Raw genomic sequence first — 19,217 nt, 5'->3', positions numbered from 1 at the left:
CTTCGGGTTTCTAGGGTTTCGCCGCACCCACAAAGGAATCTCCATGCCCCGTTCTGTGATCGACGTGATCGGCAACACGCCCCTGATCCGCCTCAACAAGGCCTCGGAAGCAACCGGCTGCGAGATCCTGGGCAAGGCCGAATTCATGAATCCCGGGCAGTCGGTAAAGGACCGCGCCGGCCTGTTTATCATCCGCGATGCGGAGCAGCGCAGGCTGCTGCGGCCCGGCGGAGTCATCGTCGAGGGGACGGCCGGAAATACCGGCATCGGATTGACACTGGTTGCCAAGGCGCTCGGCTACCGCACGGTGATCGTCATTCCCGACACCCAGAGCCAGGAGAAGAAGGATACCATCAAACTGCTCGGCGCCGAGTTGATCGAAGTGCCGGCCGTGCCTTACAAGAACCCGAACAACTACGTGAAGCTGTCGGGCCGGCTGGCCGAGCAGATGGCCAAGAGCGAGCCGAACGGCGCGATCTGGGCCAACCAGTTCGACAATGTCGCCAACCGTGACGGCCATATCCGCACCACGGCCGAAGAAATCTGGAACCAGACCGACGGCAAGGTGGATGGTTTCGTGTCGGCGGTCGGTTCCGGCGGCACTCTGGCAGGCGTCGGTTTCGGGCTGAAGGCCAAAAACAACCAGGTCAAGATCGCGCTGGCCGATCCGCTGGGGGCAGCGCTCTATTCCTTCTACACCAGCGGCGAGCTGAAATCCGAGGGCAGTTCGATCACCGAAGGCATCGGGCAGGGGCGGATCACCGCCAACCTCCAAGGCTTTACACCCGATTTTGCCTTCCAGATCCCCGACGAGGACGCGCTGCCGATCGTATTCGACCTGATCCAGGAGGAGGGGCTTTGCGTTGGCGGTTCGACGGGCATCAACATTGCCGGCGCCATTCGCCTGGCGCGCGAGCTAGGCCCCGGCCACACTATCGTGACCATGCTTTGCGACTACGGCACGCGCTACCAGTCGAAGCTGTTCAATCCTGAATTCCTGCGCGAAAAGAAACTGCCGGTGCCGGGGTGGATGGAGCAACAGAGCACGATTTCAGTACCGTTCGAAAGGGTTGCGTGATGGCGCACAAGACCGAAGCGCTGTTTCGTGACGACGCCTATCTGGGGACGGCCGACGCCACCGTCGTCGCAGTCAATGATCGCGGCGGCATCATTCTGGACCGGACGGTGTTTTACGCCACATCGGGCGGGCAGCCGGGCGACACCGGCAGCCTCGAACGCGCCGACGGCACCGGCATAGCGATTGCCGCTACGATCACCGGCGAAACCAAGGACGAGATCATCCATGTACCGGCGCCGGAGCAGGCAGTTCCAAAGGTGGGCGAGCGCATGAGGCTTGCCATCGACTGGCCGCGGCGGCAGTTGCTGATGCGCATGCATTCTGCCTGCCACCTGCTTACCGTCGTCTGTCCGTTCCCGATCACCGGCGCCGCGGTTTCCGAGGACGACAGCCGTATCGATTTCGACATCCAGGATGCCGGCTTTACCAAGGAAGGCGTGACGGCCAGACTGATGGAACTGGTGCGAGCCGACCACCCGATCTTCACCCGGCTCATTTCCGACGAGGAACTGGCATCCAATCCGGGCCTGGTGAAATCCAAGAATGTGCGGCCTCCGGCCGGCACGGGAAGGATCCGATTGGTCTGCATCGGCGAGAACGCTTCGATCGACAGCCAGCCTTGCGGCGGCACCCATGTAAAGAGCACCAGCGAAATCGGCGAGATCCATATCGGCAAGATCGAGAAGAAGGGCCGCGAGAACCGGCGCTTCCGCATTCGCTTTGGTCCTATGCCGCCAGCCTGATATAGGACTGCGACGGGCGGGACAGGAGAGAAAAGATGGCCGACGACAGTCCTTTCACCATCGATGCCGATTGGTTACAGAAGCGGCTCGGCGAACCCGGCCTGACGATTGTCGACGCGTCCTGGTATCTGCCGGCGCAAAAGCGTGACGCGCGCGCCGAGTACGACGCAGCGCATATTCCAGGCGCCCGCTTCCTCGACCAGGATGCGGTTTCGGACCCCGACGCGGCTCTGCCGCACACGCTGCCGTCGCCGCAGCATTTCGCGCAATATGTCGGCGCGATGGGTATTTCGGCCGATGACACGATTGTTGTCTATGACGGGCCAGGGTTCTTTTCTGCACCGCGCGCCTGGTGGTTGTTTCGCGTCATGGGCGTGTTCCAGGTCTATATACTCGACGGCGGGTTCGATCGTTGGAAAGCCGCCGGACGGCCGGTGACGGCGGAGCCGACGAAGATCGCGCCTTGCGTGTTTTATGCCAACTTCGATGCCGCCCGCGTCGCCAGCCTTGCCGACATGCGCCGGATCGTCGAGACGGGGGAGAGCCAGATCGCCGACGCGCGCTCGCCTGGCCGTTTTGCCGGCACCGAGCCGGAGCCGCGCCCCGGCATACGCTCCGGCCATATGCCGGGCGCGCACAACGTGCCATTTTCGGCGCTTTCGGAAAACGGCGAATTGTTGCCGAAGGACAGGCTGCGCAAAGTGATCGAAGGAGCCGGCATCGACCTGTCGAAGCCGGTCGTCACCTCCTGCGGGTCGGGCGTCACCGCGGCAGCTGTCACGCTGGCTTTGGAGACGCTTGGCCATGCCGACAACAGGCTTTATGACGGTTCATGGACCGAATGGGGCGGGCTTTCCGACACGCCCGTCGTGACGGGCAAGGACTGACGGGGATGGAAGACGGATCGCTGGAAGACATCGACGTCACCGTGACGTTTCTCGAAATGCATGTGCCACCTGCCTATTCGCCGCCGCTGCCGTACAACCGCCAGATCGCGCTGCTCAAGACCAAAGACATTCCGCTGCATTTCTACCGCTATTTGATGGATCGGGTGGGCCGCAAATGGCACTGGGTCAATGTGCTGAGGCTGAGCGACGAGGAGCTTGCGGCGGGCATCCACCGCGAGGACCGCGACATCAGGGTGCTTTATCTGGATGGTGCGCCGGCCGGCTTCTTCGACCTCAAGCCGCATTTGCCGGAGGAAGTGGAACTCGCTTATTTCGGAATGATGGAGCACGCGACCGGGCAAGGCATCGGCCGCTGGTTCCTCGGTGCGGCAATCGCCGCGGCATGGTCGCACGGGCCAAAGCGGGTGACGGTGCAGACCTGCACCCTCGATCACCCAGCAGCACTGCCGCTCTATCAAAAACTCGGCTTTACGCCAGTGGCGCAAAAAAAGGAGGTCGTACATCCGATGTCTTTTGCCGAGCGCGCGGCCAGCGTCATGCGGCCCTGATTTTCAGGCCCGTTCATCCGAGCTTCAGCTTGTCTTTGCAATGTCCCAGAGCCTCTGGATCAACACTCAAAGGCGAGCCTGACTTGAATGAGCTTGGCTCTTTCCATATCGCTATCGTCTAAAAACCGATGGGTGATGGAGGATCGCACGATGGCAATACGCGTGGTAATGGCCGGCGCGACCGGCTGGGTCGGCAAAGCGCTGGTTCCGGCGATCGGGGCGCAAGGCGACATGGCGCTGGCCGGGGCTGTATCACGCAGCGGCGCGGGGCAGGATTCCGGTCTGCTGGTTGGTATGCCGGCTAATGGTATTGCCGTTTCGGCCTCGCTGGCCGAGGCGCTGGAGGCGCCGTCGGACGTGCTGGTCGACTTCACCAAGCCGCATGTCGTGAAAGACCATGTGCTGCTCGCCATCGACAACGGGCGGCACACGGTGATCGGCACGTCGGGACTGGGAGCTGCCGACTATGCCGAGATCGACGCCGCGGCGCGCGCCAATGGCGTCGGCGTTGTTGCCGCCGGCAACTTTTCCATCACCGCCACGCTGATGAAGCGGTTTGCACTTATGGCGGCAAAATACGTGCCGGATGTCGAGGTCATCGATTATGCTAGTGCAAAAAAGCCCGACGCGCCCTCCGGAACCGCACGAGAGCTTGCTGAAGCGCTGGCCGACATCCGCAAGGCCTCAACGGCAAAGCCGGTCTCCGAGGTCTCCGGCGTGCCGGCCACACGCGGTGGTGCGGTCGGCGCAGGCGAGGGGGTGCAAGTGCACGCGCTTCGCCTGCCGTCCTACATCCTGTCCTGCGAGGCGCTGTTCGGTCTGCCAGACGAGCGGCTGACCATACGCCACGACGCCGGCTCGTCCGCGGCGCCTTACGTGGCGGGCACGCTGCTCGCCATCAGACGGGTACAGCAGATCAAAGGTCTGGTTCGTGGTCTCGACGCGCTGATGGATTGATCCATTTCGGCAGGAATCGGGTGGGAAACTCTGTCTTGCGAGCATAATTTCCGGTCGACGACACCGGAGATTTTGCCATGACGCTAAAATTCAAACCCTTGCCAACCAATGCTGTCCGGGCACTTCAGCGCGGCGGGCCGGATGCTTATGGCTTGAAGCCAGAGCGGCAAGTTTCGGATGGCGACGGCGTGCCTTGCCGTCATTGCTTGAAAAATATTGCTGTGGGAGAAGCCTATCTTGTTTTGGCCTATCGGCCTTTTCCGGAGCTGCAGCCTTATGCCGAAACGGGGCCGATCTTTCTGCATGCGAAAGAATGCGAACGCGCCGCCGAGGGGAAAACGCTTCCCGAAATGCTCGAAAGCAGCGATTACATTGTGCGCGGTTATGGCAAGGACGACCGCATCGTTTACGGCAGCGGCGGCGTCATTCCGACCGACGCCATTGCCGCACGGGCAGAGACGTTGTTCGAACGCGACGACATCGCTTACGTCCACATCCGCTCGGCGCGCAACAATTGCTATCAGTGCCGGATCGACCGCGCGTAACCGGACAGTTGCACCGGCTTGGGGCTGTCGTACTCCCGTCGCATACAAGCGGTAGAAAGACACCATCGATCGATTTGCCGACCGCGGATGAACCGGCGGGAATTTTCGACTACCGAGGAAGCGGGGCTTTGGCTCCGCTTTTTTGTTGTCCGGTTATTCCGCGCGCCCGACACTTTTCAGTTTTTCGACATAAGAAAAACCCGTCGGACGACTCCGATGGGCACTGGAGAGGCAGATTCGGACAGCTCAGGCGGCGAGAACGGCCTTCGGTTCGACCAGCTCGTAACCGAGCGCTTCGGCCACCGCGCGATTCGTGATCTTGCCCTTGTGGACGTTCAGCCCGTTGCGCAGATGGTGGTCGTCTACCAGCGCCTTGAGGCCCTTGTCGGCGAGCTGCAGGCCATAATGCAGCGTCGCATTATTGAGCGCGTGGGCCGAGGTGACCGGCACCGCACCCGGCATGTTGGCGACGCAATAGTGGATGACGCCGTCGACCTCATAGGTCGGCTCGGCATGGGTGGTGGCGTGCGAGGTCTCGAAGCAGCCGCCCTGGTCGATGGCGACGTCGACCAGCACGGCGCCTTTCTTCATGCCCGACAGCATCTCGCGCGTCACCAGCTTGGGCGCTGCTGCCCCCGGGATCAGCACGGCGCCGACGACGATGTCAGCCGAAAAACATTCTTCTTCCAGCGCCTCGACGGTCGAGTAGCGGGTGTGGACGCGGCCGCCAAAGATGTCGTCGAGCTGACGCAGGCGCGGGATCGAGCGGTCAATGATGGTGACGTCGGCGCCAAGGCCGGCGGCCATCCGTGCAGCATGCAGGCCGACGACGCCGCCGCCGAGCACGGTTACCTTGCCGGGGAGCACGCCGGGCACGCCGCCAAGCAGCACGCCGCGGCCGCCATTGGCCTTTTGCAGCGCCGTTGCACCCGCCTGGATCGACAGGCGGCCGGCAACTTCCGACATCGGCGCCAAGAGCGGCAGACCGCCGCGCTCGTCGGTGACGGTCTCGTAGGCTATCGCGGTCACGCCGGAGGCCAGCAGGCCCTTGGTCTGCTCCGGATCCGGGGCAAGATGCAGATAGGTATAGAGGATCTGGCCGTCGCGGAGCTGAACCCATTCGTTGGGCTGCGGCTCCTTGACCTTCACGATCATGTCGGACTTGGCAAAAACGTCGGCTGCCGTCTTGGCGATCGTGGCGCCGGCGGCACGATACGCGTTGTCGTCGGCGCCGATGCCGGCGCCGGCGCCGGTCTCGATCAGCACTTCATGGCCATGCGCGACATATTCGCGGACCGAACCCGGCGTCAGGCCGACGCGATATTCGTGATTCTTGATTTCCCGGGGGCAGCCGATGCGCATCGTTTTTCTCCTGATCCGGCCCTTTGAGGCTCGTTCCCTGTCTAGAGATAGTGAACCACGAATCGTTCGGTAAGTGTTTGCGAATGCGCTTGCCTGAGAAGCCACTGTTCGATAATCGTTGCGCAAAACATTGGAATTGTCGCAGGAACCCGTAAAAATGCCGCTCGACAGGATTGATATCGCCATTCTCGAGACGTTGCAGAAGGATGGGCGGATACCCAATGCAGCGCTCGCCGAGAAGGTCGGCCTATCGCAGTCGGCCTGTTCGCGGCGGCTGGACAATCTGGAGAAATCCGGAACCATCCGCGGCTATCACGCCCGGCTGTCCAACGCCGCACTTGGGCACCAGATGACGGCGATCGTGCATATATCGCTGTCCGGGCAATTCGAGAAGACGTTGTCGGATTTCGAGGCAGCGATAAAGCGCTGCCCGAACGTCCTGTCCTGCCATTTGATGTCGGGCGAATATGACTACATCCTGCGCATAGCGGCAAAGGATCTCGTCGACTACGAACGTATCCACAAGGAGTGGCTGTCGGCAATGCCGCATGTGACGAAGATCAATTCGTCTTTTGCCTTGCGCGAAATCGTCGATCGCACAGCCGTGGGAATGAAGCCTGAACTCGCCTAGGCCCCGAACTCGCCTAGGCCTTGGATGCCTCAGTCACCACACGGTCCATCGGAATATCGTGCGGCTGCGGGTAGATGGTGGTGATGCGCTGCAACTCGTAGCCGACGCCGATGACCAGCGGCTTGAACGGCATCGCGGCAAGCGTGCGATCGAAGAAGCCGCCGCCATAACCCAAGCGGAACTGCCCGGGATCGATGCCGACGATCGGCGAAATGACGACGTCGGGCAACACCGGATCACCGTCAGCCGGTATCGGGATATTCCAGACGCCCTTCTCCAGCCGGTCTCCGTGGGCATAGGCGCGAAAGACAAGCGGCCGGTCTTTCTCGACGACGACGGGCAACGCCGTGCGCCCGCCTCGCGCGTTAACGGTTTCCATCCAAGGGCGCAGGTCCGGCTCGCCGCGAAACGGCCAGTAGAGGCTGACCAAACGGCCGGCGATGTCGCCGATCACCGCGTCGAGCCCTTCGGCAATACGCTGCGACATAGCTGCGCGCGTGTCGGCTGAAACGGCAAGGCGGGATGCGATCAACCGCTCGCGCTCGGCCTTGCGCCAGCGCCTTACGTCGGTCCAGTCGGATAGCGGCGCTTGAAACTCCGGATCGAGCTCGTGCATAAAACAAGGCGGCGAGGCGTACTGCGCTGAGCCTTCGTCTTCATCGCTAGCCATGCTTCACCTGCAATATACAGTTCCAACCAAGTCGTATCCGGGACGTAAGCTATATCCGGGAATGAGTCTGCAGCATGCGTATTCACGACATCAAGCGACGACTCCCACGCAGTTGCAGCGCAGGCATTGCTGCACTGCACAAGGATACTTACATCACCCTTGGCGAGAGGGATGAGTGAGATGAATACAGCCAACCATCACGTCGTCGTCGTAGGCGCCGGATTCGGCGGCCTCGAATTCACCCGCGCACTAGCCGGCTCACCGGTGCGCATCACGATGATCGACAGGCGCAATCATCACCTCTTTCAGCCGCTACTCTACCAGGTGGCGACGACGGCGCTGGCAACCTCCGAAGTCGCCTGGCCGATCCGCCATCTCCTGCGCAAACGCAAGGACGTGACGACGCTGCTTGCCACCGTGACTGGCATCGACCGCACCGGCAAGCGCGTGCTGCTGCAGGATGGCGGAGCGGTCGCCTACGACACGTTGCTGTTGGCCACCGGTGCGCGGCACGCCTATTTCGGCCATGACGAATGGGAGCCGTTCGCGCCGGGCCTGAAGACACTGGAGGACGCCACCACCATTCGACGGCGTATTCTTTTGGCTTTCGAGCAGGCCGAGCGGGAAACCGATCCCGCCCAGCGCCAGGCATTGCTGACCCTGGCGATCGTCGGCGGCGGGCCGACCGGCGTGGAATTGGCCGGCACGATTGCCGAACTGGCGCATGACACGCTGCGCGGCGAGTTCCGCAACATCGACACGCGCGAGACGCGTGTGGTGCTGATTGAGGCCGGCGAACGCATCCTTGCCAATTTCGCGCCGGAACTCTCCGATTATGCAACGAAGGCGCTCGAACGGCTCGGCGTGACCGTCGAACTCGGCCGGGCGGTTACGCGCTGCGATGCCGAGGGTGTCGTCTTCGGCGACACACATTTGCCGGCCAGGACAATCCTGTGGGCGGCGGGCGTCGCCGCTTCGCCGGCCGCCGAATGGCTCGGCGCGGCAGCGGACCGCGCGGGCAGGGTGCTTGTCGAGCCCGACCTCACTGTACCGGGAAACCCGGAGATTTTCGTCATCGGTGACGCAGCGCACGTCCTGCGGCCGGATGGCCGGCTGGTGCCGGGCGTCGCGCCCGCCGCCAAGCAGCAGGGACGGCATGTCGCCGCGACGATCAAGGCAAGGCTTACCGGTGACACGACACCGCGTCCTTTCAGCTACAGGCATGACGGCGACCTGGCGACGATCGGCAAGCGCGCCGCGGCCATCGATTTCGGCTGGATCAAGCTTACCGGCCGGCTTGCCTGGTGGCTATGGGGCTTGGCGCATATCTACTTCCTGATCGGCTTTCGTAACCGGCTTGCGGTTTCCCTGAGTTGGCTATGGATCTACTTCACCGGTCAGCGCAGCGCGCGGCTGATCACGCAGGGCGACGACGACAAGGGCTGATTGTTCGCTGCCGGACATTCATCGGCGCGTCACCTCCTCTTGATGGAATCGGCTTCTGGACTCGACTGGATTTCGGCGCGAAGCTTTGCTTCGGGCAGGACTTGTCACGTCGTGGAAGAAAGAGAAAACGAATGTCCCAATTGCGCCACCTCGTCTCACGCCGCGATTTCCTCGCCAGCGTCGCCGCCAGCGGAGCGCTGATCATGCTGCACCCGTTCTCCGCCCGGGCTCAAGCCAATCAGGCGCATCTGAGGATTATGGAGACGACCGACATCCACGTGAATGTGCTGCCTTACGACTACTACGCCGACAAAGCTAACGACACGATGGGGCTGTCGCGAACGGCATCGTTGATTGAAGCCGTGCGCAAGGAAGCAACCAACGCGATGCTGATCGATAATGGCGACCTTCTGCAAGGTAACCCGATGGGCGACTACATCGCCTACGAGAGGGGGATGAAGGATGGCGATCTGCATCCGGTCATGAAGGGCATGAACCTGCTCGGCTACGAATGCTCGACGCTCGGCAACCACGAGTTCAACTACGGCCTGTCGTTCATGGACAAGGTGCTGGCCGGTGCCAATTTCCCGTTTGTCTGCGCGAATTTGATCCGCGGCACGGAGCTCGCCGCGAACCCGCGCGACGACAGGCTTTATCTCAAGCCTTACGTCATCCTCGACAGGAAGATCAAAGACGGGTCGGGCGCCGAGCAACCGATCAGGATCGGCATCATCGGCTTCGTGCCGCCGCAGATCATGGTCTGGGACCTGAAAAATCTCGAGGGCAGCGTCAAAACACGCGACATCGTCGAGGCGGCCAAGGCGTGGGTGCCGCAAATGAAGGAAGAAGGCGCCGACATCGTCATTGCGCTCTCCCATTCCGGCATCGACGTGAAGCAAAGTGACATGATGGAGAACGCCTCCTTCTTCGTTGCCGGTGTCGAAGGTATCGATGCGGTGTTCACCGGTCACCAGCATCTGGTCTTCCCCGGCAAGAAGGACTTTCAGTCGCTGGAAGCCGTCGATACGGCGAAAGGCACGTTGCAAGGCAAGCCCGCCGTCATGGCCGGCTTCTGGGGCTCGCACATGGGGCTGATCGATCTGTTGCTGGAGCGCGACGGATCGACGTGGAAAATCGTCTCGGCGACCTCTGAGGCCAGGCCGATCTTTGAGCGGGTCGACAAAACGAACAAGCCGACCGTCGCGGACGACCAGCGCATCATCGACGCGCTCAAACAGGACCACGAGACGACGCTTGCCTATGTGCGCCGGCCGGTCGGCAAAACCTCGGCGCCGCTCTATTCCTATTTTGCGCTGGTCGCCGATGATCCATCGGTGCAGATCGTCAGCCAGGCGCAGAACTGGTACTTGAAGGACATCCTGAAGAACACAGAGTGGAAGGATATGCCGCTGTTGTCGGCGGCGGCACCGTTCAAGGCGGGCGGGCGCAACGGCGCCGACTATTACACCGACGTGGCGGTGGGCGATATCGCCATCAAGAACGTCGCCGACCTCTACCTCTATCCAAACACGGTGCGCGCCGTTGAAATCACCGGGGCAGAGGTGAAGGAATGGCTGGAAATGTCGGCCGGCATCTTCAACCGGATCGAACCGGGCAAAGCCGACCAGGCGCTCATCAACACTGACTTCCCATCCTATAATTTCGACGTGATCGACGGCGTCACATACAAGATCGATCTGTCGCAGCCACCGAAATATGATTCGAAGGGCGGGCTGGTGAATGCTGGCTCGACCCGCATCATTGACTTGATGTTCGACGGCAAACCGATTGATCCCAAGCGGAAATTCGTCGTCGCCACCAACAACTACCGAGCCGGCGGCGGGGGCAATTTCCCGGAGATCAATGCCTCGAAGATCATCTACGAAGCGCCCGACACCAACCGCGATGTGATCGTGCGCTATATCGTCAGCAAAGGCACCATCAACCCGTCGGCGGACGCCAACTGGTCGTTTGCGCCACTGCCGGGAACCCGCGTCGTATTCGAGACCGGCGCCAAGGCGAAGGAGTTTATTGCGCAAGTGAAGTCGCTGAAGATCGAGCCGGCGGGCGAGGGCGAAGCGGGCTTTGCAAAATACCGCATCACTCTTTGAGGCGAGGATTTGAACGTCGGCTCGAAACTGTCTCAGCGTTAAGATACTGCCCCGATACGGCCAATCCGTTTGAGACAGGGGGCCTCTTCAAGCAGGTGGTGCGAAACGCCGCTTGACGGCGGCATGACCAGATCCAGCGCGTCCGTCGAAATCCCGCCGGAATAATGGTGTGGCAGTCGGTCGATCGAGGCGGGAAGCGGTCGTCGAAGCCGAGCGGGGTTATCTTTCCAAGGCGCCCTGTGGCGGTAGCGCCATTCTGGCCAGCAAGCATCGCAGCAGACAGACCACAAAGGCCATTAAAATTCGGGGAGGGTCCCCAGCAGCGTTGGAATCGCTATGGTTGCAACCGTCCATATGCGCTAGTTTTAGTCATGCGTTATGTCATCGTCATCACGACCGTCACCTTTTTCCTGATCTGGGACGGCATTTACAACCAAGGCCGCTACCTCGACAGGACGGTCAGGGAGGTGACCCGCATCGTGCACTATGTAACCAGCATGGTGTAGTTTCTCTTCGCAGCTATGGTTCGCAGACGCGACAAACCTGCCGATTGACGGCACGCTGCCGCTGACACAAAAGAACGCCGGTCCAACGGTCGAGGAGGCTGGGTTGATCCGGCATATCGTTTTCTTCAGCGCACGGCATAAAGCGGATGTCGAGGCAGTGCGCACGGGCCTCCTGGCGCTTGGCAAGATACCTCATTCGCGTCATTTCGAGGTAACGCTCAACACCAAGGTCGACCCGCTCTCGGATGAGATCGATGTGGTCGTCTACGCCGAGTTCGAGGACGAAGCGGCGCTCGCCGCCTACAAGGCGCATCCGCTCTATGCAGAGACGACCAGCCGGGTCAAACCTCTGCGCGAATTACGCTATTCGGCCGACATCGTTGCAAGTTGACCGCCTCCCAAGGCAGATTTGACGTCGCGGAGGGGCTCCGCGCCGTAGCCCGCTTCACTCCGTCTGAGCCGCGGAGGTTTCGGTCGGATCGACGCCCGGCCGCTTTGGCGCGTTCCAGATCAGCACGGCGATAACTGCTATCGCAATAACGGCTAGGGCGATGAAAAGGTCTCTTCCCATAGCAATGAGCTAGGATGATTTTTGCGGGCGGCAAGTCGGCTCCTCGCGGCCGAGGCCTGCGATCGCCGCTGAGGCACCGGCTAAGCCCTTGAACCATTTTCAGGAATGAGGCACATCGCGCGGGACATGACCGAAAACACCCCCGCAAGGCCTCATCCGCTCGATCACCTGGTGCTGCCGACAGCAAGCCTCGATGTTGCGCGGGCGCGCTTGGCCCTGCTCGGCTTTACCGTTGCGCCGACAGGTATCCACCCTTTCGGAACGCAAAACTGCTGTGTCTTTCTCACCGACGGCACCTATCTCGAGCCGCTCGCGGTCGCTGACCGGCAGGCCGTGGCAACGGCGATCGCGAACCGCAATGTCTTTGTCGTGCGTGATCGCACGTATCGCGAAGAAAACGGCGATGAAGGATTTTCTGCCGTGGCGCTGGGCACCGAAAGCGCCGCCGCGGACCACGCGCGCTACATGGAAGCCGGTCTGTCGGCGGGAGACGCGCTAAGCTTTTCGCGCGCCTTCACCGATGCGGCGGGAAAGAGCGATACCGCATCGTTCAAACTGGCCTTCGCGGCTACAGGCAAGACAGCGGACGCTTTTCTCTTCGCCTGCGAGCGGATCAATGCGCCGAACGTCGACCGCACTGCGTTGCAGGCCCACGCTAATGGCGCAACCGGCATTGTCGAAGTCGTGGCAGTCACTGGCGAACCTTTCGAACAAGGCCGTTTGATTTCGATCGCAGCCGGAATCGAGGCGCAGGGCGGCGGCACTGTCTATGAGCTGCCGAATGCCGTCGTGACCGTTCTGGATCCTGCAGCCTATTCGGCACGCTTCGGCATTCCTGCCGGCGCACCATCTGAACTCCGCTTTGCTGGGATCGTCTTTTCGATTAGGCACGGCGATGCCGTCGCCAAGCTGCTTGCAGCCAATTCTGTGGAACACCACATGCGCGGCGGTGATACCATCGTGCCGCCGGCGCCAGGGCAGGGCGCAGCCTTCATTTTCCGGGAGATCGCATGAACAAGCTCAATCCACTGATGCCGAACTCTTCCGTTGCGGTCGGCAAAGTCATTTTCGGCAACAGCGCGCCCCTATCGCTGATCGCTGGTCCATGCCAGCTGGAATCGCGGCAGCACGCTTTCGACATGGCCGGTGCGCTAAAGGAATTGACCGACAGGCTCGGCATTGGGCTCGTCTACAAGACCAGCTACGACAAGGCCAATCGCACCTCGCTTGGCGGCACGCGCGGCGCGGGACTTGAAGCGGCAATGCCGATCTTCGACGACTTGCGCAAGAATTTTGCCTTGCCGATCCTGACCGACGTCCACACTGAGGAACAATGCGCGATCGTCGCGCTTCATGCCGATATCCTGCAGATTCCTGCCTTCCTCAGCCGCCAGACCGATTTGCTGATTGCTGCGGCAAAAACCGGCAAGGTGGTCAATGTGAAGAAGGGGCAATTCCTCGCGCCGTGGGACATGAAGAACGTCGTCGCCAAAATCATCGGCTCCGGCAACGCCAATGTCTTGGTCACCGAGCGCGGCGCATCCTTTGGTTACAACACCCTGGTGTCCGACATGCGGGCGCTGCCGATCATGGCCGAGATCGGCGCGCCGGTGATTTTCGATGCCACCCATTCCGTGCAGCAGCCGGGTGGGCAGGGCGGTTCGTCTGGAGGCGACCGGCGCTTTGTCGAGACGCTGGCGCGCGCGGCCGTCGCGGTTGGCGTCGCCGGCGTCTTCATCGAGACGCACCAGGACCCCGACAACGCGCCTTCCGACGGTCCCAACATGGTGCCGCTAAAGGATCTTCCCGCATTGCTTGAACGGCTGATGGCGTTCGATCGCGTTGCCAAAAGCGTGGGTTGAACCAGCAGTTGCGCCACAGCAGCGCCGCCAGGAAACTTTGAAGAATTTCGAACCCGCCTGGAACCTTAGCCCGCGGCCCTCATTGTCAAAATCTAATGTCAACGACGACGAGGAGCACACCATGACGACCCAGACGGGACACACCGAAGCCATCGCCGCTTCGCGGGTTATCGGCACATCGGTCTACAATACGGAAGGCACTCATATCGGCGACATCGAGGACGTCATGCTCGACAAACTGTCGAACGGAATCATGTTTGCCGTGATCGGTTTTGGTGGATTTCTCGGCATCGGCGAGAAATACCACGCCATTCCGTGGGCGAGCCTTGACTATGACGAGAACAAGGGCGGCTATGTCGTGCCGTTCACCAAAGACCAGCTGATGGCCGCTCCTTCCTATTCGATCAACGAGTTGACCGGCGCCGACGGCGAGGCCGCGCGTGATGCCTCATACAACTACTACAAGGTCGAGCCTTACTGGCACTGACCTTACTGGCACTGACCTTACTGGCACTGACTAAGTCTCCTGGAATCAAAAAGGCCCCCGGGAAATCGGGGGCCTTTCGATGTGGCGGGATGCTACTGCGCAATCTGCAGGGCCGGCAAAGGCGACGATCCCTGCGGGGGTTGCTGATTGTCGCACGACGTCAGGAACGCAGCCGCGATCAGGAACAAACTCACAATACCGCTCAACTGGGACATGGCGAAACTCCTCCTGTTTCGCCCCGCGCGACAACAGCCATAAACCAGAAACCGGCATGCCGCGTATGACAAATGATGACAGCGCTTCGTGCTTCGTGAATCCGTAGCGCACGGGCAATATTTGCAAGTGCCCCGATTGCGTTTCGCGGCGCTTTGGCTAAGAGGTGCGCGACGCTTCAATCGATCAATCGGGGACATCGCAATGACGGCCATCATCGACATTGTCGGGCGTGAAATCCTGGACAGCCGCGGAAATCCGACCGTCGAGGTCGACGTCGTGCTCGAAGACGGTTCGATGGGTCGCGCCGCGGTGCCTTCCGGCGCCTCGACCGGCGCGCATGAGGCGGTCGAACTGCGCGATGGCGGCCCCCGCTATCTCGGCAAGGGCGTGCTCACGGCGGTCGAGGCGGTGAACGGCGAGCTGTTCGAGGCGATCGGCGGCATGGAGGCAGAGAATCAGATCCATATCGACCAGACCATGATCGAGCTCGATGGTACGCCCAATAAGAGCCGGCTCGGCGCCAATGCCATCCTCGGCGTGTCGCTGGCTGTGGCCAAGGCTGCGGCCGAAGCGGCCGACCTGCCGCTCTATCGTTATGTCGGCGGCACCAAGGCCCATGTGCTGCCGGTGCCTATGATGAACATCATCAATGGCGGCGCGCATGCCGACAACCCGATCGATTTCCAGGAATTCATGATCCTGCCGATCGGCGCGCCGACGCTGCGCGACGGCGTGCGCTGGGGCTCGGAGATCTTTCATACGCTGCGAAAGAAGCTGAAGGACGCCGGCCATAACACCAATGTCGGCGACGAGGGCGGCTTTGCCCCCAACCTGAAGAGCGCGCCGGCCGCGCTCGACTTCATCATGGAATCGATCGAGCAGGCTGGCTTCAAGCCCGGCGAGGAGGTTGCGCTGGGCCTCGACTGCGCGGCGACCGAATTCTTCAAGGATGGCAACTACGTCTATGAAGGCGAGAGGAAAACCCGCGACCCGAAGGTGCAGGCCAGATATCTGGCCAAACTTGCTGCCGACTACCCGATCATCACCATTGAGGACGGCCTGGCGGAGGATGACTGGGACGGTTGGAAAATACTGACCGATCTCATCGGCAAGCAAACGCAGCTGGTTGGCGACGATCTGTTCGTCACCAACACGGCGCGGCTGCGCGACGGCATCCGCATGGGCGTCGCCAATTCGATCCTGGTCAAGGTCAACCAGATCGGCTCGCTTACCGAAACGCTCGACGCCGTCGAGACCGCGCACAAGGCCGGCTATACCGCGGTGATGTCGCACCGCTCGGGCGAGACCGAGGATTCGACCATCGCCGACCTCGCCGTTGCTACCAATTGCGGGCAGATCAAGACGGGCTCGCTGTCACGCTCGGATCGCATGGCCAAGTACAACCAGCTCATCCGCATTGAGGAGGAGCTCGGCAAGCAGGCGCGATATGCCGGCAAGTCGATCGTGAAAAGCTGATTTCGAGAGAAAATCCGTGGCGACGAGGGCGGGGACATTCCCGCCCTTTTTTGCTTCCAGGCACTGAATCCAACAGGCTGTAACCGTCCATTAAGCACAATCGGGCGACAAAGGCGGCGTAGAGGATTCGGACCATGTGGACACGCCAGCACAAGCAAAGAAACACCGGCCGGCTGATCATCCCCTCGCTCTGCGTGGTGTTCCTGACTTATTTCGGTTTCCATGCCTATCATGGCGAGTTCGGCATCTATTCCAAGTATCAGCTCGAAGCTGAGACTGCCGAATTGCAGGGCAGGCTCAATGCCGTCAGGGCGCGCCGGATCGATCTCGAGCGCCGCGTTCAGCTGATGCATGAGGGCACGCTGGAGAAGGACATGCTGGACGAGCAGGCGCGCAAGGCGCTTAATCTGTCCCACGCCGACGAGATCACCATCATGCTGCCGGTCGCAAGATAACTTGATCTCAGTTAATCAGCGATATTTGCAATGATTTTAATTGCTTAGATGCATGACAGCCATGCGTTTTCGGCATGGCGAAAGCCTTCCCTGCATGTTAGCCTGCCTCAAATCGGTGGGAGAGCTGATCTCCCTCGCTGTCCGCCAAGAGACGCCAACAGGGAGTGATGCATGGCCACCGCCACCAGAAAAGCGCCTGCCAAATCCAAATCAGACGGCAAGATGCCGGGCCTTTCCACCCCGAAGCCTGTTGAATTCACCAAAGACCAGGAGCTTGCCGCCTACCGGCACATGCTGCTCATCCGCCGCTTCGAGGAAAAGGCCGGCCAGCTTTACGGCATGGGCTTCATCGGCGGTTTCTGCCACCTCTACATCGGCCAGGAAGCGGTCGTTACCGGCATGAAGATGGCGCTGATCGACGGCGACCAGATGATCACCGCCTATCGCGACCATGGTCATATGCTGGCCATGGAGTTGTCACCACGCGGCGTCATGGCCGAACTGACCGGGCGCCGTAGCGGTCTGTCGAGAGGCAAGGGCGGCTCCATGCACATGTTCTCCAAGGAGAAGCATTTTTACGGCGGCCACGGCATCGTCGGCGCGCAAGTGTCGCTCGGCACCGGCATTGCCTTCGCCAACCGCTATCGCGACAACAACAATGTGACGCTGACCTATTTCGGCGATGGCGCGGCGAACCAGGGCCAGGTTTACGAAAGCTTCAACATGGCCTCGCTGTGGAAGCTTCCGGTGATCTACATCATCGAGAACAACCGCTACGCCATGGGCACCTCGGTCTCGCGCTCGTCGGCCGAGACGGATTTCTCGCACCGCGGCGCGTCCTTCAAGATTCCAGGCATCCAGGTCGACGGCATGGATGTGCGCGCTGTAAAGGCAGCCGGCGACCTCGCCGCCGAATGGTGCCGCGCCGGCAACGGGCCGCTCATTCTCGAAATGCAGACCTATCGTTACCGCGGCCATTCGATGTCAGATCCGGCAAAATACCGCTCCAAGGAAGAAGTGCAGAAAATGCGCTCCGAACGTGACCCGATCGAGCAGGTCAAAGCGCGGCTGCTCGACAAGAAATGGGCAAGCGAGGACGAGCTCAAGGCCATCGACAAGGAAGTCCGCGACGTTGTCGCCGACGCCGCAGAATTTGCCCAGAACGACGCGGAGCCGGATCCGTCCGAGCTCTGGACCGACATCGTACTTTAACGAGAGGGCAAGGACATGCCGATCGAAATTCTCATGCCCGCCCTCTCGCCGACCATGGAAGAGGGTAATGTTTCCAAGTGGTTGAAGAAAGAGGGCGACAAGGTCGCGGCGGGTGACGCCATTGCCGAGATTGAGACCGACAAGGCAACGATGGAAGTCGAAGCCGTGGACGACGGCACGCTTGCCAAGATCGTGGTTCCTGCCGGCACCGAAGGTGTCAAGGTCAACACGCTGATCGCTGTGCTGGCCGTCGATGGCGAAGACATCGACGAGGCAGGCGAAGGTATCGGCGAGGAGGCTGTTGAGGCGCAAGCAGCAGCGCCCGCGGCTGCTCCGCCCCCCGTTGCTGCTCCGGCCAAGAGCGAAGCGGCAGCACCTGTTGCCGCCGCACCCAGGCTGGAAATTGCCGCCGATCCGGACATCCCGGCCGGCACCGAAATGGTCTCGACCACGGTGCGTGAAGCGTTGCGCGACGCAATGGCTGAGGAAATGCGCCGCGACGGCGACGTCTTCGTCATGGGCGAGGAAGTCGCCGAGTACCAGGGCGCCTACAAGATCACACAAGGCCTGTTGCAGGAATTCGGTCCGCGGCGCGTAGTCGACACGCCGATCACCGAGCACGGCTTTGCCGGCGTTGGTGTTGGCGCGGCGATGGCCGGCCTGAAGCCGATCGTCGAATTCATGACCTTCAACTTCGCCATGCAGGCGATCGACCAGATCATCAATTCAGCCGCCAAGACGCTCTACATGTCCGGCGGCCAGATGGGCGCCCCGATCGTCTTTCGCGGCCCGAACGGCGCGGCTGCCCGCGTCGCCGCGCAGCATTCGCAATGCTATGCCGCCTGGTACAGCCATGTTCCCGGGTTGAAGGTGGTGATGCCCTATACCGCCGCCGACGCCAAGGGTCTGCTCAAGGCGGCGATCCGTGACCCGAACCCGGTCATCTTCCTCGAGAACGAAATCCTTTACGGCCACTCCTTCGACGTGCCGAAGATGGACGATTTCGTGCTGCCGATCGGCAAGGCGCGCATTCACAAATCCGGCAAGGACGTGACCATCGTCTCGTTCGGCATCGGTATGACCTACGTGATCAAGGCCGAGGCGGAGTTGCGCGGCATGGGCATCGATGCCGAGATAATCGACTTGCGCACCATCCGCCCGCTCGACTTCGACACGATCATCGCCTCGGTCAAAAAGACCAATCGCCTCGTGGTGGTCGAGGAAGGCTTTCCGCAGAACTCGGTCGGCGACCATGTCGCCAATCAGGTCTCGCAGCGCGCCTTCGATTTCCTCGATGCACCGGTCATTACAATTGCCGGCAAGGACGTGCCGATGCCCTATGCGGCGAACCTCGAAAAGCTGGCGCTGCCCAATGTCGGCGAGGTCGTCGAGGCGGTCAAAGCCGTCACGTATCGCTGAGCAGGGCGGGAGGA

21 protein-coding genes are annotated in these 19,217 nt (G+C 61.4%); 18 read left to right on the top strand and 3 right to left on the bottom strand.

Features of this window, described 5'->3' with window-relative positions; translation table 11 throughout:
• Positions 1–43: 43 nt before the first annotated feature.
• From NKH33_RS12845 to NKH33_RS12820, 6 genes are all read left to right on the top strand, one after another.
• Positions 44–1,078, top strand: a complete 1,035-nt coding sequence (locus NKH33_RS12845) for a cysteine synthase A (protein WP_352457507.1) — start codon at positions 44–46, stop codon at positions 1,076–1,078.
• Positions 1,078–1,821, top strand: coding sequence for an alanyl-tRNA editing protein (locus NKH33_RS12840; RefSeq protein WP_352502943.1), 744 nt, complete (start codon positions 1,078–1,080; stop codon positions 1,819–1,821). The genes NKH33_RS12845 and NKH33_RS12840 overlap by 1 nt, the downstream gene beginning before the upstream one ends.
• Positions 1,822–1,856: 35 nt before the next feature.
• Positions 1,857–2,708: a 3-mercaptopyruvate sulfurtransferase gene (sseA, locus tag NKH33_RS12835; RefSeq protein ID WP_352613573.1), complete on the top strand. Its 852-nt coding sequence runs from the start codon at positions 1,857–1,859 to the stop codon at positions 2,706–2,708.
• 5 nt (positions 2,709–2,713) lie between these two features.
• Positions 2,714–3,277 carry a GNAT family N-acetyltransferase gene (locus NKH33_RS12830; RefSeq protein WP_352448953.1) on the top strand — a complete coding sequence of 188 codons (564 nt, stop codon included), beginning with the start codon at positions 2,714–2,716 and terminating at the stop codon, positions 3,275–3,277.
• A gap of 150 nt (positions 3,278–3,427) precedes the next feature.
• Complete coding sequence (gene dapB / locus NKH33_RS12825) at positions 3,428–4,234, top strand: 4-hydroxy-tetrahydrodipicolinate reductase (protein WP_352448952.1); 807 nt, start codon at positions 3,428–3,430, stop codon at positions 4,232–4,234.
• Positions 4,235–4,311: 77 nt separating this feature from the next.
• Positions 4,312–4,779: a DUF1203 domain-containing protein gene (locus tag NKH33_RS12820; protein ID WP_352705489.1), complete on the top strand. Its 468-nt coding sequence runs from the start codon at positions 4,312–4,314 to the stop codon at positions 4,777–4,779.
• A 246-nt stretch (positions 4,780–5,025) separates the two neighbouring features.
• Here the strand turns inward: NKH33_RS12820 and ald are convergent, their stop codons facing one another.
• Positions 5,026–6,141, bottom strand: a complete 1,116-nt coding sequence (gene ald / locus NKH33_RS12815) for an alanine dehydrogenase (protein ID WP_352502940.1) — start codon at positions 6,139–6,141, stop codon at positions 5,026–5,028.
• 157 nt (positions 6,142–6,298) lie between these two features.
• Here ald and NKH33_RS12810 point away from each other — a divergent pair, with 157 nt between their 5' ends.
• A complete protein-coding gene (locus NKH33_RS12810; RefSeq protein ID WP_023675099.1) occupies positions 6,299–6,772 on the top strand; it encodes an Lrp/AsnC family transcriptional regulator in 474 nt (157 codons plus the stop codon).
• A gap of 13 nt (positions 6,773–6,785) precedes the next feature.
• Here the strand turns inward: NKH33_RS12810 and NKH33_RS12805 are convergent, their stop codons facing one another.
• Entirely contained in the window at positions 6,786–7,442 is a 657-nt protein-coding gene (locus NKH33_RS12805) for a 5-formyltetrahydrofolate cyclo-ligase (RefSeq protein ID WP_352471829.1), read from the bottom strand.
• A gap of 180 nt (positions 7,443–7,622) precedes the next feature.
• Here NKH33_RS12805 and NKH33_RS12800 point away from each other — a divergent pair, with 180 nt between their 5' ends.
• The 7 genes from NKH33_RS12800 (at position 7,623) to NKH33_RS12770 (ending at position 14,425) form a co-directional block, all read left to right on the top strand.
• Complete coding sequence (locus tag NKH33_RS12800; RefSeq protein WP_352919783.1) at positions 7,623–8,888, top strand: NAD(P)/FAD-dependent oxidoreductase; 1,266 nt, start codon at positions 7,623–7,625, stop codon at positions 8,886–8,888.
• 131 nt (positions 8,889–9,019) lie between these two features.
• The gene (locus tag NKH33_RS12795; RefSeq protein WP_352919780.1) at positions 9,020–10,999 is read left to right on the top strand and encodes a bifunctional 2',3'-cyclic-nucleotide 2'-phosphodiesterase/3'-nucleotidase; all 1,980 of its coding nucleotides are present in this window, start codon (positions 9,020–9,022) and stop codon (positions 10,997–10,999) included.
• A 371-nt stretch (positions 11,000–11,370) separates the two neighbouring features.
• Positions 11,371–11,505: a hypothetical protein gene (locus NKH33_RS12790; RefSeq protein ID WP_292655342.1), complete on the top strand. Its 135-nt coding sequence runs from the start codon at positions 11,371–11,373 to the stop codon at positions 11,503–11,505.
• Between the two features lie 103 nt (positions 11,506–11,608).
• Positions 11,609–11,896, top strand: coding sequence for a Dabb family protein (locus tag NKH33_RS12785; protein ID WP_254817185.1), 288 nt, complete (start codon positions 11,609–11,611; stop codon positions 11,894–11,896).
• A 306-nt stretch (positions 11,897–12,202) separates the two neighbouring features.
• Complete coding sequence (locus NKH33_RS12780; protein WP_352541999.1) at positions 12,203–13,090, top strand: VOC family protein; 888 nt, start codon at positions 12,203–12,205, stop codon at positions 13,088–13,090.
• A complete protein-coding gene (gene kdsA, locus NKH33_RS12775) occupies positions 13,087–13,938 on the top strand; it encodes a 3-deoxy-8-phosphooctulonate synthase (protein ID WP_352542000.1) in 852 nt (283 codons plus the stop codon). Before NKH33_RS12780 ends, kdsA begins: the two co-directional genes overlap by 4 nt.
• Before the next feature lie 121 nt (positions 13,939–14,059).
• Positions 14,060–14,425: a PRC-barrel domain-containing protein gene (locus NKH33_RS12770; protein WP_023675091.1), complete on the top strand. Its 366-nt coding sequence runs from the start codon at positions 14,060–14,062 to the stop codon at positions 14,423–14,425.
• 92 nt (positions 14,426–14,517) lie between these two features.
• Here the strand turns inward: NKH33_RS12770 and NKH33_RS12765 are convergent, their stop codons facing one another.
• Positions 14,518–14,640 (bottom strand): hypothetical protein, encoded by a 123-nt coding sequence (locus NKH33_RS12765; protein ID WP_084642452.1) that lies wholly within the window; start codon positions 14,638–14,640, stop codon positions 14,518–14,520.
• A 202-nt stretch (positions 14,641–14,842) separates the two neighbouring features.
• On the opposite strand from NKH33_RS12765, the gene eno reads away from it, so the two are divergent.
• The 4 genes from eno to NKH33_RS12745 all read left to right on the top strand — a co-directional run bounded on the left by eno (position 14,843) and on the right by NKH33_RS12745 (position 19,203).
• Positions 14,843–16,117, top strand: coding sequence for a phosphopyruvate hydratase (eno, locus tag NKH33_RS12760; protein WP_352471834.1), 1,275 nt, complete (start codon positions 14,843–14,845; stop codon positions 16,115–16,117).
• Between the two features lie 134 nt (positions 16,118–16,251).
• On the top strand, positions 16,252–16,572 hold the full coding sequence (locus NKH33_RS12755; RefSeq protein WP_352874372.1) for an FtsB family cell division protein: 321 nt from the start codon (positions 16,252–16,254) through the stop codon (positions 16,570–16,572).
• A 222-nt stretch (positions 16,573–16,794) separates the two neighbouring features.
• Positions 16,795–17,784, top strand: a complete 990-nt coding sequence (pdhA, locus tag NKH33_RS12750) for a pyruvate dehydrogenase (acetyl-transferring) E1 component subunit alpha (RefSeq protein ID WP_352815660.1) — start codon at positions 16,795–16,797, stop codon at positions 17,782–17,784.
• Positions 17,785–17,799: 15 nt separating this feature from the next.
• Positions 17,800–19,203, top strand: coding sequence for a pyruvate dehydrogenase complex E1 component subunit beta (locus tag NKH33_RS12745; protein ID WP_352919777.1), 1,404 nt, complete (start codon positions 17,800–17,802; stop codon positions 19,201–19,203).
• Positions 19,204–19,217 lie beyond the last annotated feature (14 nt).

The organism is Mesorhizobium sp. M1182, from assembly GCF_040318335.1.
Lineage (GTDB): Bacteria > Pseudomonadota > Alphaproteobacteria > Rhizobiales > Rhizobiaceae > Mesorhizobium.
This window is presented reverse-complemented; position numbering and strand designations above follow the sequence as displayed.